This is a genomic window from Streptomyces sp. NPDC000229 (assembly GCF_040300825.1).
In the GTDB taxonomy this organism is placed as follows: Bacteria; Actinomycetota; Actinomycetes; order Streptomycetales; family Streptomycetaceae; genus Streptomyces.
Genome location: NZ_JBEPEL010000001.1, coordinates 308,370 through 322,462 on the forward strand (window position 1 = coordinate 308,370; position 14,093 = coordinate 322,462).

Consider the following 14,093-nt stretch of genomic DNA (forward strand, 5'->3'; position numbering starts at 1 on the left):
CGATCGTTATCCGTATTTGAGCGTCCGCTGAGCGAACGAAGGTCACATGAGGGTCTCGACGAGCGTCTCCTGGAGGGCGCCCAGCCAGAGGTACGCCATCACCATCGGCTTGCGCGGGTCGGAGTCCGGGAGCCGGTACAGCGCCTCGTTCTCGTCGTCGTCCCTGACCTCCAGCCGGGTGCCGATGGTCAGGCGCAGATCGTTGAGCGCGCCGAGCCAGTGGCGGGCCTCGTCGGCCGTCAGCTTCAGGACCGCACCGCCCCCACCCGCCATGTCGAGGGTGTCCAGGCTCCGTACGACGGTGAGGGCGTCGTCGCGCTTGCGGGCGCGCAGGTCGTTCTCGGTGTAGCGGCGGAACTCGGCGGACGCGGCCCGCAGCTCCTCGTCGCCGTCCTCGTACGCGTTGGGGAAGAGGCGGGCCAGCGCCGGGTCGGCCGGCGGCTCGCTGGGCCCCTCGCGGAACAGCTCGGCCAACGGGTCCTCGCCCTTGGGCGGCACCTCACCGGGCCCGATCAGCTCCAGGAGCTGGACGGCCAGGGAACGGAGGATGGAGATCTCGACCTCGTCGAGCGGGACGGCCGCGCCGCCGCCCGGCAGCGCCTCGAAGTGCCCGCTCATCAGCCGCGGTCCTGGGAGAGGGTCGCCCACAGCCCGTAGCCGTGCATCGCCTGCACGTCCCGTTCCATCTCCTCGCGGGTGCCGCTGGAGACGACGGCCCGGCCCTTGTGGTGCACGTCCAGCATCAGCTTGTGCGCCTTGTCCTTGGAATAGCCGAAGTACGCCTGGAAGACGTAGGTGACGTAGCTCATGAGGTTGACCGGATCGTTGTGGACGATCGTCACCCAGGGCACGTCGGGTTCGGTGACGGCGAAACCCTCTTCGGCCGCTTCGGTGCGTTCGATCTCTGCGGGAGCAACACTCACCTAGCCCATGCTGCCACTGGGGGTGGGGGGTCGCACAAACGGGGCTCGTGCGATACCGGCCGAGAAATCGTCACTCTGACGAGTATTCGGGGTAGCATCGTCCTATGAATGCTGCGGATCTTGGGCTGCCGGTGGACGTGCCGTCTACCGCACTCTTCACCGACCAGTACGAGCTGACCATGCTCCAGGCGGCCCTGCGGGGCGGAACGGCCGACCGGCGGTCGGTCTTCGAGGTGTTCACCCGGCGGCTGCCCGAGGGGCGGCGCTACGGCGTCGTGGCGGGCACCGGCCGCGTGCTGGACGCCGTGGAGAACTTCCGCTTCGACGCGGGCGTCCTCGGCTTCCTGCGCGAGCGCGGCATCGTGGACGAGCCGACGCTCGCCTGGCTCGCGGACTACCGCTTCAGCGGCGACATCTGGGGCTATCCCGAGGGCGAGGTGTACTTCCCCGGCTCGCCGATCCTCCGGGTCGAGGGCTCCTTCGCCGAGTGCGTCCTGCTGGAGACCGTGATCCTGTCGATCCTCAACCACGACTCGGCGATCGCCGCCGCGGCCTCCCGGATGTCCGCCGCGGCCGGTGACCGGCGCCTGATCGAGATGGGTGCCCGGCGCACCCACGAGCTGTCCGCGGTCGCCGCCGCCCGGGCCGCGTACGTGGGCGGCTTCTCCTCCACCTCCGACCTGGCCGCGGGCTTCCGCTACGGCATCCCGACGGTCGGCACGTCCGCGCACGCCTTCACGCTGCTCCACGACACCGAGAGGGACGCCTTCCGCGCGCAGGTGGAGTCGCTGGGCCGCGGTACGACGCTGCTCGTCGACACCTACGACGTGGCCGAGGCGGTGCGCACGGCCGTGGAGGTCGCCGGTACGGAGCTGGGCGCGGTCCGCATCGACTCCGGCGACCTGCTCCTGGTCGCGCACCGGGTGCGCCAGCAACTGGACGAGCTGGGGGCGCGCGACACCAGGATCGTCGTCACGTCGGACCTGGACGAGTACGCGATCGCGTCGCTCGCGGCGGCGCCGGTCGACGCGTACGGCGTCGGCACGCAGCTGGTGACCGGCAGCGGCCACCCGACCTGCTCGATGGTCTACAAGCTCGTCGCGCGTGCCGAGTCCGCCGACCCACAGGCGCCGTTGCGGTCGGTGGCCAAGAAGTCGCTGGGCGGCAAGATGTCCGTCGGCGGCCGCAAGTGGGCGGCCCGGCGGGTCGACGCGGACGGGGTGGCCGAGGCGGAGGTCGTCGGCACCGGTCCGGTTCCGGTGGAGCTCGCGGACCGGCAGCTGCTGGTGGAGCTGGTCAAGGGCGGCGACGTCGTGGCGCGTGAGCCGCTGGACGCGGCGCGTGAGCGGCACAGGGCGGCGCTGGCGGGGCTGCCGATGTCGGCGATCCAGCTGTCGCGGGGCGAGGCCGTCATCCCCACGGAGTACGCCTGAGACGGGACCCGGCGGGGGAGACGCCCCCTCCCGCCGGGCCGGGGAAGTCTCTAGGCTCGAACCCATCCCCGGAAGCACGCCCGAACATCCGACCGACCGCTCCCCCACGAAGGAACCGCCATGCACCGCGCACTGATCGTCGTCGACGTACAGAACGATTTCTGCGAGGGCGGCAGCCTCGCGGTGGCGGGCGGCGCGGACGTCGCCGCCGCCATCACGGACCTGGTCGGTGAGGCGGCCGGTGCCGTCTACCAGCATGTGGTGGCCACCCGTGACCACCACGTCGACCCGGGCGACCACTTCTCCGACCGGCCGGACTATGTGAACTCCTGGCCGAGGCACTGTGTGGCCGGTACGGAGGGGGTGGGCTTCCACCCGAACTTCGCGCCGGCGGTCGCGTCGGGTGCGATCGACACGGTGTTCGACAAGGGTGCGTACGCGGCGGCGTACAGCGGCTTCGAGGGGACCGACGAGAACGACGTCCGGCTGGCCGACTGGCTGCGGGAGCGCGACGTCACGGAGGTGGACGTGGTGGGCATCGCCACCGACCACTGCGTGCGCGCCACGGCCCTGGACGCGGCCCGGGAGGGGTTCCGCACCCAGGTGCTGCTGGACCTGACGGCCGGCGTCGCGGAGGAGACCACCGAGCGGGCCCTGGAGGAGCTCCGCGCCGCGGGCGTCGAGCTGACCGGCAAGCCGGTCGTCTGAAGCCCCCGGCCGGCTGAAGCTCCCGCCCCCGGGACCGGCCAGGAGCCCCCACGGCCGGCTAGGAGGCCCTCGGGGCGCCCCAGGCGCGGGACTGGGGCAGCAGCGCGCGGATCGGGTGCCAGAGCTCGGTGTGGGCCTCCGGGACCGTGCGCCAGAGCAGGCCGTCGGGGTGGTGGAGCACCGCGGTGACCTCGTCCGGGGTGGGCGGGTGGGTGTTGCCGCGCAGGTAGACCGCCCGGAGGCCAAGATTCCGCAGCCGGGTCAGGGCGCGGGCGCGGTTGGCGGCGTGGACGAGGACGCGGACCGTGGAGCCGTCGCCGACCGGGTTGGGCAGGCTGAGCGCGACCACGACCTTGCCGCCGGGCAACTTGGTGAAACCTCCACCGGGCATGCTGGACCACTCCCCCGTGAGATGGTGTGTCAATAAGAATGGGTCACCACGCACCTAAACAGAATCGGCCGCCGCCCGCTAGAGGGCGACGGCCGATCATGCTTTGACCTGCGACGATGCAGATTACTTCGTCGACGGGCCGACCTGGACCGTGATCGTCCGGCCGTTCTTCGGCTGCTTGACGATCGCGATCTTGGTGTTGGTGTCAGTTACCTTGACGCCCGCGCGCGGGTTCGACTCGTGCCAGTAGACGCCCTTGCGGTCGTCGAACACCGGGACGCCCCGCTGCGACGCGACCTTGGCCTCGACACCCGCCTTGTGCAGCGTCAGGCCGTTCGTCCGGTAGAGGCTGAACGGCGAGTCGTAGGCCTGGATGCGGTTGCGCATCAGCGTGCCGTCGGCCCACTTCGTGGGCGTGGCGTGCGCGTCGATCGGCAGGATCAGACCCTGGCCCGGGTGGACGGCGGTGTTGTTGTCCTTCTGGGAGGTGTCCCACTGCCAGACCAGCAGGCCGGTCTGGTACGGGTAGTGCTCCACCCAGCTGTCCATCGGCGCCGCGAAGCCGAAGTTGTACGGGCCGACCTTCAGGGTCTTGTCGTACGAGACGTACTGGCGGTTCTCGGCGATGTAGTACTGGTCGTACTCGTTGGTGAAGGACTCACCGATCCGGGAGAAGCCCTTCGCCGTCCAGCCGTTGTCGTCACCCTCGGCGTTGTCCGACAGGACCGCCGCGCCGTCGGCCGTGAGCGTGATGGCGTCGGCCGTGAAGCCCTTGCCGCCCGCGCCGCCGTCGGTCTGGTAGCGGAAGCGGAGGTCGAACTTCTTGCCCGCGTACGCATCGAGCGGGAAGGCCAGCTTCTGCCAGGCGCCGGAGACACCGGTCAGCGAGGGGGCGCCGCTGGCGTCGGCCGGGATGGCCTTGCCGTTCGCGGTGCCGGCCAGGGCCGTCCAGCTCTTGCCGCCGTCCGTCGACACCTCGGTGTAGAGGTAGTCGTAGTCCTGCTCGATGTCCCACCAGCCGTCGAGCGTCAGCTCGGCCTTGGTCTTGCCGGTGAGGTCGACGGAGCGGGTGAGGGTGTTCTTGAGGTCGTCGCCCATGTCGCTCCACCACTGCTTGGAGCCCTCGGCGGGCTTCACGACAGGGGTGGTGACCTTCTTCTTCGGCAGCTCGACGACCAGCGCCTGCGGGTTCTTGGTGTTGTACTCCGCGACGCCCAGCGTGTGCTTGGACTCCGTGGCCGCCTTGGCCTTCTCGTAGTTGAGCCAGCCGAGCTGGAGCTTGTCCCAGGCGGTCATGTCGCCGGGCAGGTCGCCGATCTCGTTCTTGCCGGTGCCGAGCCAGGAGCCGGACGACATCAGGGACCAGAAGCCGGTCGAGTTCTCGGCGCCCGCCTTGCCGGAGGTGTCGTACAGGTCCGGCAGGCCCAGGTCGTGGCCGTACTCGTGGGCGAAGACACCGAGGCCGCCGTTCTCCGGCTGCATCGTGTAGTCGCCGACCCAGATGCCGGTGTCGCCGATCTGGGTACCGCCGGCCTTGTTCTGCGCCGGACCGGTCTTGCCGGCGTCGGTGCCGTACGCGTACCAGCGGTGGGCCCACAGCGCGTCGCCGCCCTGGGCGCCGCCGCCCGCGGACTCGTCCTCGCCGGCGTGGACGATCTGGAAGTGGTCGATGTAGCCGTCGGCCTCGTTGAAGTTGCCGTCGGCGTCGAAGTCGTAGCGGTCCCACTGGTCGTACTGGGCCAGCTGCGCCTTGATCTCGGCGTCGGTCTTGCCCGCCGCCTTCTGCTGGGCGGTCCACGCGGTCACACCGTCGCGGACGGCGTCCCACACGTTGGAGCAGTTGCTGCTGCCGCAGTAGTTCGAGCCGTAGCGGGCCTCGTTGTACTCGACCTTGACCCAGTCGGAGACCGCGCCGTCGACCGAGTAGCGGCCGGAGGAGGTCTTCTCGTAGTAGGTCTTCAGGGACTGCTTCTGCTGACCGGTCTTCTTGTCCTTGCCGGTGCCGAAGTACAGGTCCTGGAAGTGCTGCTGGTTGTAGTCCTTCTGCCAGGCCGTCGAATTGTCCTTCGTACGGTCCGGCTCGGCTATCTGGTTGTGCAGCGGACCGGGCGTGCCGCCGAACTTCGGCTTGAGCGTGTGGTCGTCGCCGTCGTCCGCGCGGTCGATCAGCGTGGTGTTGTCGACCTTGTCGCCGAACTCGACCAGGATCGTGAAGATCTTGTCGGTCTTCTCGCGGCCGAGCTCGACGTACTTCTTGTCGTCGAGCCTGACGACCTTGGAGGCACCCCTGCGCTCCACCTTGAGGTCGCCGGCCAGCACCTGCTCCAGCGCCGCCTCGCGCGCTTGAGCCTGCTGCTTGCTGAAGGGGCCGTCGAGGTCGTGGTCGACCTTGGCGGCGTGGTCGTGCCCGGGGGCCCCGTGCCCCGCGTCGTGTGCGCCGGGCGCCGGATCATGGCGCTCGATGCCGTTGGTGGGGCGGTTGTCGGCCTGGGCCGTCGTGAAGGCCGAGGCCGTCGCGGCGGTGGCGGCCAGCGCCACGATCACCGCGGAGGCTCTGAAAGCCCGTCGTCTGCTGGTCACTTGATCTTGTCCTCCCCGCGCCCGCGAACCGCGGATGGGGGGTCGATGTGTTATCCGCGTGCGGTGTCGCGCCACAAGTGACGACATTCGACCGGAGAATGACGCGAAAAGACAGATCTTGACTTGGACAGGCCAAGTGCTCTATGTGAACAGACCGATCCGCATTGCGAACAAGGGAAGCGGCCTGGTCACCCGACCGAAGGGCCCACTTCCACGGTGACCGACGAGCCGTCGGGCGGCTGACCGGCCACGGTGATCCGGGTGTTGGTGTCCGTGGTCCGCACACCGCCGAACTGGTGGGCGGCGTACCAGTACACACCCTTGTGGTCATCGAAGACCGGATTGCCCGCATGTGGCTTGATGTAGTGGGAGACACCCCGCTTGTGCAGGGTGAAGCCGGGCGTCGGAGAGCGGCTGAACGCCGCGTCGTACGGGGTGATCTTGTTCGACATCAGTGTGCCGTCCGCCCAGGTCATCGGCGCCGGGTGGGCGTCCACCGGCAGCAGCAGCCCCTCCCCCGGATGGTCGGTGACGTTGTTGTCGCGCTGCGAGGTGTCCCACTGCCAGATCATCACGCCCGGCCGGTAGGCGTAGTGCTCGACCCAGCTGTCCCGGGGCTTGGGGAAGCCGAAGTGGTACGGGCCGGTCTCCAGCGTCCTGTCGTACGACACGTACTGCCGGTTCTCCGCGAGGTAGTACTGCGGATAGTCGCCGGTGACCGACTCCCCCACGCGCGCGAACCCACGCGCCGTCCACCCGCCGCCGTCCCCCTCGGCGTCGTCCGTGAACAGCGTGACGCCGTCGGCCCGCACGGTGATGTTGTCCGCCGCGAACCCCTTGCCGGACACACCGCCGTCCGTCTTGTAGCGGAAGCGGATGACGATCCGCTTCCCGGCGTACGCGTCCAGCGGGTAGACCAGCTTCCGGTACGTCTCCGAGACGCCCGTCAGGGCCGGCTTGTCGCCGCCGTCCCGGGTGATCGCCTCACCGTCGGCCGTGCCGTCGACCGCCTTCCAGCTCTCCCCGCCGTCCGTGGAGACCTGCGTGTACAGGTAGTCGTAGTCCTTCTCGACGTCCCACCAGCCGTCGAGCCGCAGCGACGCGGAGGACCGGCCGGTCAGGTCGACCGTCCTGGCCAGTGTGTGCGACAGACCGTCGCCGTGGTCGCTCCACCACTGCCCCGCCCCACCGGCCGGCTTCACCACCGGGGTGGTCACCGTCTTCTCCGGCAACTCGACGACCAGCGCCTGCGGCAGATCGGTGTTGTACGCGGAGACGCCCAGCCTGTGCGTCGACGCGGTCGCCGCCTCGGCCCGCTCGTAATTGAGCCAGCCCAGCTGGAGCTTGTCCCAGGCCGTCATGTCCCCCGGCAGGTCACCGATCGCCTCCTTGCCGGTGCCGAGCCACGAACCCGACGACATCAGCGACCAGAAACCGACCGAGTTCTCCACCCCCGCCACGTTGTTGGTGTCGTACAGGTCCGGCAGGCCCAGATCGTGGGCGTACTCGTGGGCGAAGACGCCCAGCCCGCCGTTCTCCGGCTGCATCGTGTAGTCGCCCACCCAGACACCGGTGTCGCCGATGGCCACGCCCCCCGCCCTGAACCCCGCGGGACCGGTGTCGCCGTCGTCCCTGCTGTACGCGTACCCGCGGTGCGCCCACAGCGCGTCGGGCCCCTGCGCACCGCCACCCGCCGAGCCGTCCTCCCCCGCGTGCACGATCTGGAAGTGGTCGATGTAGCCGTCGGGCTCCTCGAAGTCGCCGTCGCCGTCGTGGTCCGTACGGTCCCACTCGTCGAACCGGGCCACCTGCGCCCTGAGCTGCGCGTCCGTCAGGCCCCGGGCCTTCTGGTCGGCGACCCAGGCGGCCACCCCGTCGGAGACCAGGTCCTCCACGTTGGGGCAGTTGTTGCCGCCGCAGTAGTTCGAGCCGTACCGCGCCTCGTTGGAGTCGACCTTCACCCAGTCCGAGACCTCCCCCTCCACCGAGTACCGGCCGGAAGAGGTCTTCTCGTAGTACGTCTTCAGCGACTCCACCCCGTCGCCCTCGCCGAAGTACAGCCGCCGGTAGTGCTCACGGTCGTAGTCCGCGCGCCAGTCGGTGGAGTTGTCCTTCGTACGGTCCGGCTCCGGGATCCGGTTGTGCAGCGGGCCCGGCGTACCGCCGTACTTGACGACGGACGGCTTCGGGCCGCCCGGCCCGTCCGGGTCGTACATCGTGGTGTCGTCGACCTCGTCCCCGAACTCGACCAGGGTCGTGAAGATCTTGTCCGTCCGCTCCCGGCCCAGCTCGACGTACTTGCGGTCCCCCAGCTTCACCACCTTGGAGCCGCCGCGCCGCTCCACCTTCGCCCGCCCGCTCAGCAGCTGCTCCAGCGCCACCTGGCGCTGCTGCCGCTGCCGGGCGCTGAAGGGCCCGTCGATGACGTGCCCGTCGTGCTTCCCCTCGGCCGTGCCGTGCGCGGCGTCGTCGTGGACGGGGGCGGTGGTGGCGGGAGTGACGGCTGTCGTCCCCACCAGGACGGCCAGGACGGCGACGGCGCTCAACACGCCTCTGATGTACGTCACGTGAAACGGTCCTCCCCTGCGGATCGCGTCAACGGGCGCCGACTTCAGGCCATATGGCATAGGCCGTGATGCTGTGCGCCCCCCATGCACCGGTACCGTGGGTTAGGTCACGCTTACTACCGGTTCCTCTCGGGCATCCACCGTCGTAGAGTCAAAAGTCAGTGCGACCGAGTTTCGTGATCCCCATCCGGTGCTCCAGCTTCGAGGACGGAACCCGCCATGCCGCGTCCGACCGCCGCACAGCTCGCCTACGGTTCGGCCACCGTCGTCTTCGCGACCGTTGCCATGCTGCTGCTGTCCCGCACCACCACCGGACTGGGTGTCGCGCTGATCGGGGTCGCCGCCCTCGCGCTCGGCCTGCTGGTCGCGACGACCCTGCCGGTGCCGGCCGCACGCCGTGCGGCGTACCAGGACGCGCGCCCGGCCGTCCCGGCGGAGCGCAGGGAGCACTCACTGCGTCGTTGACACGACGACGGTCTTGGCCGCCTTGTCGTGCAGGCCCTGCTTGTACGGCTTGTCGACCAGGATGAGGATCAGCAGCAGCAACGGCCACAGACATGGGCAGCACACCAGCTGGGGCAGCCAGAGCACGACGGCCCGGGTGAGCGCGGCGTTCGTGTTCGGCACGCTGCCGTCGTTGAGCATCGCGACCCGCATGCCCATCAGCCGCTTGCCGATCGTCTGCCCGTTCCTCTTCGTCGTCATGAGGGTGTCGTAGGCGATGTACGCCACGATCGCGATGAGCTGGAAGACCCACTGCCCGCCGTCGTTGGTGTTCTGCCACACCTCCGACAGGTCGGAGTCGTCGGACACCCTGGTGTAGATGTCGAACGGAATACCGATGAGGGCCAGCGGCACGACGATGATGACCCAGTCGATGAGCCGGGCCAGGACGCGCTTGCCCGAGTCGGCGAGCGGCGGCATCCCCGCCAGCGGATCGGCACCGCCGTAGCCGTAGGGCCCACCGCCGTAGGGGCCCCCGGGGCCGCCGCCGTACGGTCCGCCGGGGCCGCCGCCGTACGGTCCGCCGGGGCCGCCCTCGTACGGTCCGCCGCCGCCGTACGGTCCCTGTCCCCCGTACGGGCCGCCGCCCGACGGGGGAGGCGGCGGCGCGGGGGGTGGCTGGGAGCCCTCGTCCTGCGGCTTCTTGCGGAACGGGTCGTCCTCGGGAGGCTGCTGACCGGGCGTCGGCGGTTCGTTGCTCATGGGGGCAGTGCATCCCGGCCGGCGAGCCCCCGCAAACGATCACCGGCCGTTCGGGCTACCCCCTACGTCCCGGCCACGAAGGTGTGGGCGGCCTTGTCGTGCCAGCACTGGCGCCACGGGCGGTCGACCAGGGCCCACAGGACGTTGACGACGCCGATCACCAGGATGCCCAGCACCCCGTAGACCAGCCAGCGGCGCAGCGCCGCGCCGAACGGCGGGGGTTCATGGGACTCGATGTCCCGCACCTCCAGGCCCATCAGCTTCTTGCCGAGCGTCCGGCCCCACTTGGCGGTCGGCAGCGCCTCGTACAGCACGCCCAGCACCAGCAGGGCGGCGAGCGCGATACCGAAGTACGTCGAGGTGGTGCCGTCCAGGAGCCAGACCGTGACCGTCTCACCGGACTGCTTGGCCTGCTGGATCTTGCCGTCGATGTGGTCGAGCGCCTTGGAGACGAACGGTACGGCGACGGCGGCGACGGCCGCCCCGAGGACCAGGGTGTCGATCAGCCGGGCCACCAGCCGTTTGCCGAGACCGGCCGGGCGGGCGGCGGCCTGGGCCTGGGCGGCCGCCAGGAACGGGTCGTTGACCGGGGGCTTCCACGGCAGGACGGGCTGCTGGGACGGGTCCTGCGGACGGGCCGGGGCGTGGGCCTCCGGCTGGGCGGGCCGGGCCAGCTGGTGCACCTGCTGGGCCCAGGACGCGGAGCCGCCGCCGGGGCCGTGGGTGACGGGCGTGGGAGCGGGGGGCGCGGGGGCGGTTGCCGGAGCCGCGGCGGCAGCGGGCGCCGGGGTGGCCGCGGCGGTCGCGGGCAGCGGCTGCGGGGCGGCTGCCGGGGCGGCCGGCTGGGACTGCTGCGGCTGGGCCGGGACCTGGGGGGTGCGCGGGGCGTCCGGGTTCAGGGCGCGGATGGTCATCGTGCCGTCGGCGGGCTGCTCGGGCCGCGGCTGCTGCGCTTGCTCCGGCTGCTGCGACTGCGGCTTGACCGCACGGATGGTGACCGTGCCCTCCGGGGCGGCTGCCTTCGCCGGCTCCACGTTCCGTACGCCGGGCAGCGCGCCGCCCGTCGGGTCGGGGGCGGCGGTGGCCGGGCGCCGCGGGTCCTGACCGGCCTCGGCTCCCCAGGAGATCCGGCGGTCGCGGTCGCCGCCGAAGCCGGCCTGGCGCGAGGCGTCCGCCTGCCACACGGATGCGGGCTCCGGTTCCGGCCGGCTCTCGGCGGTCGCCTCCTCCTCGTCGAAGAAGACCGGCCCGGTCTCCTCCACCGAAGGCGTCGGCGCCGGGGCGGGGGCCGACGCGGCCGGGGCCGGCGGCGTCACCTCACCGTCCTTGGGCGCGGGGCGGCTGGTACCCGGCACCCAGGCGGCACCGTTCCAGAACCGGATATATCCCGGGATGGACGGATCGGGGTAGTAGCCAGGCGTGGGGCTGCCGTCGCCGGTTGCCGGGGTTGGGGCGCTCATCACCGTGGTCCCGTATCTCCTCGAGGCCTCAATTCAAGGCACCACATCTACCAGACCCGCGAGCACCCCCGGACCGGTCCGTCCACAACGACCACGAACCGGTCACACCTGTGTTACGGAAAGTAAGAGAAACCCGTCTTCGAAAGCCGCGTAATGACGGCCGGGAAAGCGCCTCTCATCCGTACGGCCCGCTGAAGGGCCCGTACCGGAGAGAAGGGAACCGTCCCATGCAGCACACCGTCGTCGAACGCGAACTGGAGCTCGCCCTGGTGCTGTCGCCCGAGCGCAGCGTCCCCGTCCCCGCCCGGCTGATCTACCGCACGGACGACCCCTACGCCGTGCACATCACCTTCCACGTCGGCTCCGACCACCCGGTGCACTGGACCTTCGCCCGCGAGCTGCTGATCGAGGGCGTCTTCCGGCCGTGCGGCCACGGCGACGTGCGGATCTGGCCCACCACGCTCGACGGGAAGCCCGTCGTGCTGATGGCGCTGTCCTCGCCCGACGGCGAGGCGCTGCTGGAGGTCCCCGCCGCGCAGGTGTCCGCGTGGCTGGAGCGGGCGCTGCGCGTGGTGCCGCCCGGCTCGGAGTCGCAGCAGCTCGGCCTGGACGACGGGCTGGCCGAGCTGCTCGCGTGACCGTGCGGACCGCGTCAGTCGGTCACGTACGTGTGCGTGATGAATTCGATCGAGTGGCCGTCGGGGTCGTCGATGTACACGCCGCGGCCACCGTAGTGGTGGTTGATCCGCTGCGGCTCCTGGTGGTGCGGATCGGCCCAGTACGGCAGTTCGCGCTCCTGGATCCGGCCGAAGATCTCGTCGAACTCGTCCTCCGAGACGAGGAAGGCGAGGTGCTGCGGGACGATCCGGGGCGCGTCGTCGTCGAGGTAGTCGAGGGTGACGCCGCCTTCCAGCGGCACGCTCGCGAACGGGCCGAAGGGCTTCGGCTCGGGCGCGTCGATCAGCTCCGTGAGGAAACGGGCGGCGGCGAAGCGGTCGCGGCTGCGGACGATGGTGTGGTCAAGGCGTGCGGACACGGCTCCTCCTTTCATCGGTCCCTTCACGCTATGCGGAGCGCCGGACGAAGGACCATCGGACATGGGGCCTAGGACGGAAGCCTCAGAAGAGCTTGCCCGGGTTGAGGATGCCCAGCGGGTCGAAGGTCCGCTTGATGCCGCGCTGCAACTCCACGCCGACCGGGCCCAGTTCTCGGGCCAGCCATTCCTTCTTCAGTACACCGACGCCGTGTTCGCCCGTGATGGTGCCGCCGAGCTCCAGCCCGAGCGCCATGATCTCGTCGAACGACTCACGGGCGCGCCGCGACTCGTCGGGGTCGGTGTGGTCGAAGCAGACGACGGGGTGGGTGTTGCCGTCGCCCGCGTGCGCGCAGACACCGATGGTCAGGTCGTACTTCGCCGCGATGGCGGCCGTGCCGTCGATCATCGCGGCGAGCCGCGAGCGCGGTACGCACACGTCGTCGATCATCGTCGCGGACTTGACGGCCTCCAGGGCGGTCAGCGACATCCGGCGGGCCTTCAGCAGCATCTCCGACTCGGCCGCGTCCTCGGCCGGCACGACCTGCGTGGCCCCGGCGGCCGTGCACAGCTCACTGACCACGGCCAGGTCGGCGGCGGGGTCGGGAGTGTCGAACGCGGCGAGCAGCAGGGCCTCGGTGGACTCGGGCAGACCCATCCGGCCGAGCCGGTTGACCGCCCGTACGGTCGTACGGTCCATGAGTTCCAGGAGGGACGGCGTGTGGCCGCGCTCCATGACCGCGCACACGGCGTCGCACGCGGCCGCCGCCGACGGGAACTCCGCCGCCAGCACCAGCTGTTGCGGCGGCTGCGGGCGCAATGCCAGGACGGCCCGTACGACGACGCCGAGCGTGCCCTCGGAGCCGACGAACAGCCGGGTCAGGTCGTACCCGGCGACGCCCTTGGCGGTGCGGCGGCCGGTGGACAGCAGGCGGCCGTCGGCGAGGACGACGTCGAGCCCGAGGACGTACTCGGCCGTCACTCCGTACTTGACGCAGCACAGACCGCCGGACGCGGTGCCGATGTTGCCGCCGATGGTGCACATCTCCCAGCTGGACGGGTCCGGCGGGTAGTACAGGCCCTGCTCGCCGACCGCGCGGGACAGGACGGCGTTGACGACCCCCGGCTCGACGACCGCGATCCGGTCGACCGGATTGATCTCCAGGATCCGGTCCATCTTGGTCAGGGACAGCACGATGCAGCCGTCGGACGCGTTCGCCGCGCCCGACAGGCCCGTGCGGGCGCCCTGCGGGACGACCGGGACGCGCAGCTCGGTCGCCGTGCGCATGATGTGCTGGACCTGCTCGACGGTGCTCGGCAGGACGACCACGGCGGGCGATCCGGCGTCGCAGAAGCTCGCCATGTCCCGGGCGTAGGAGGTGGTGACGTCCGGATCGGTCAGCAGGGCCTCCGCGGGGAGGCCGGCCCGGAGACGGGTCAGCAGGTCGTCCATGATCCCAGCCTGGCATCCGGGGCCATCGGTGTGAACCCGTCGGGGGACGGACTCGGGGTACGCCGGGTGGCTCGTCGTATTGACGCACCGTTTGTCGCACAGTGACGGCATGAAGACGGAACGGGTCCCACAGATCGTCCTGGGTGTGGGCGCGGGCGCGGTGCTGGCCGGCGCGGCCGCCCTGTTCGTACCCGGCAACCTCACGGGCGGCGGTGCGCCGGCGCCCGCGCCCGGCGCCGTCGCGCGGGCCGGACCTCCGTACCGCCGAGGACCGAGTGCCCGATCCGTACGTCCCCGCCGGTCGACTCGGCGACCCGGCGCACGATGTCCAGTCCGAGC

13 protein-coding genes are annotated in these 14,093 nt (G+C 70.7%); 4 read left to right on the forward strand and 9 right to left on the reverse strand.

Annotated features, from left to right (window positions below; translation table 11 throughout):
* Positions 1 to 42 precede the first annotated feature (42 nt).
* Positions 43 to 618 (reverse strand): DUF2017 domain-containing protein, encoded by a 576-nt coding sequence (locus ABT360_RS01395; RefSeq protein WP_351808894.1) that lies wholly within the window; start codon positions 616 to 618, stop codon positions 43 to 45.
* Positions 618 to 923, reverse strand: a complete 306-nt coding sequence (gene clpS, locus ABT360_RS01400) for an ATP-dependent Clp protease adapter ClpS (RefSeq protein WP_064072206.1) — start codon at positions 921 to 923, stop codon at positions 618 to 620. Before clpS ends, ABT360_RS01395 begins: the two co-directional genes overlap by 1 nt.
* Positions 924 to 1,027: 104 nt before the next feature.
* Between clpS and ABT360_RS01405 the strand changes: the two genes are divergently transcribed.
* Complete coding sequence (locus ABT360_RS01405) at positions 1,028 to 2,356, forward strand: nicotinate phosphoribosyltransferase (protein WP_351808898.1); 1,329 nt, start codon at positions 1,028 to 1,030, stop codon at positions 2,354 to 2,356.
* A gap of 120 nt (positions 2,357 to 2,476) precedes the next feature.
* Entirely contained in the window at positions 2,477 to 3,064 is a 588-nt protein-coding gene (locus tag ABT360_RS01410) for an isochorismatase family protein (protein WP_351808901.1), read from the forward strand.
* A gap of 58 nt (positions 3,065 to 3,122) precedes the next feature.
* Here ABT360_RS01410 and ABT360_RS01415 read toward each other — a convergent pair whose 3' ends face one another.
* The 3 genes from ABT360_RS01415 to ABT360_RS01425 all read right to left on the reverse strand — a co-directional run bounded on the left by ABT360_RS01415 (position 3,123) and on the right by ABT360_RS01425 (position 8,602).
* Positions 3,123 to 3,455: a hypothetical protein gene (locus tag ABT360_RS01415; RefSeq protein ID WP_351808903.1), complete on the reverse strand. Its 333-nt coding sequence runs from the start codon at positions 3,453 to 3,455 to the stop codon at positions 3,123 to 3,125.
* A gap of 123 nt (positions 3,456 to 3,578) precedes the next feature.
* Positions 3,579 to 6,035 carry an immune inhibitor A domain-containing protein gene (locus ABT360_RS01420; protein WP_351808906.1) on the reverse strand — a complete coding sequence of 819 codons (2,457 nt, stop codon included), beginning with the start codon at positions 6,033 to 6,035 and terminating at the stop codon, positions 3,579 to 3,581.
* Between the two features lie 188 nt (positions 6,036 to 6,223).
* Positions 6,224 to 8,602, reverse strand: a complete 2,379-nt coding sequence (locus tag ABT360_RS01425) for an immune inhibitor A domain-containing protein (protein ID WP_351808907.1) — start codon at positions 8,600 to 8,602, stop codon at positions 6,224 to 6,226.
* Between the two features lie 219 nt (positions 8,603 to 8,821).
* Here ABT360_RS01425 and ABT360_RS01430 point away from each other — a divergent pair, with 219 nt between their 5' ends.
* On the forward strand, positions 8,822 to 9,067 hold the full coding sequence (locus ABT360_RS01430; protein WP_351808910.1) for a hypothetical protein: 246 nt from the start codon (positions 8,822 to 8,824) through the stop codon (positions 9,065 to 9,067).
* Here the strand turns inward: ABT360_RS01430 and ABT360_RS01435 are convergent.
* A complete protein-coding gene (locus ABT360_RS01435) occupies positions 9,053 to 9,808 on the reverse strand; it encodes an RDD family protein (protein WP_351808912.1) in 756 nt (251 codons plus the stop codon). The genes ABT360_RS01430 and ABT360_RS01435 overlap by 15 nt on opposite strands.
* Positions 9,809 to 9,870: 62 nt before the next feature.
* Positions 9,871 to 11,268 carry an RDD family protein gene (locus ABT360_RS01440; RefSeq protein WP_351808915.1) on the reverse strand — a complete coding sequence of 466 codons (1,398 nt, stop codon included), beginning with the start codon at positions 11,266 to 11,268 and terminating at the stop codon, positions 9,871 to 9,873.
* Between the two features lie 227 nt (positions 11,269 to 11,495).
* Here ABT360_RS01440 and ABT360_RS01445 point away from each other — a divergent pair, with 227 nt between their 5' ends.
* Complete coding sequence (locus ABT360_RS01445; RefSeq protein WP_351808918.1) at positions 11,496 to 11,906, forward strand: SsgA family sporulation/cell division regulator; 411 nt, start codon at positions 11,496 to 11,498, stop codon at positions 11,904 to 11,906.
* Between the two features lie 14 nt (positions 11,907 to 11,920).
* On the opposite strand, the gene ABT360_RS01450 is transcribed toward ABT360_RS01445, so the two are convergent.
* Positions 11,921 to 12,304, reverse strand: a complete 384-nt coding sequence (locus tag ABT360_RS01450; RefSeq protein WP_351808921.1) for a VOC family protein — start codon at positions 12,302 to 12,304, stop codon at positions 11,921 to 11,923.
* 82 nt (positions 12,305 to 12,386) lie between these two features.
* Entirely contained in the window at positions 12,387 to 13,754 is a 1,368-nt protein-coding gene (locus ABT360_RS01455; protein ID WP_351808924.1) for an FAD-binding oxidoreductase, read from the reverse strand.
* Positions 13,755 to 14,093: the final 339 nt, after the last annotated feature.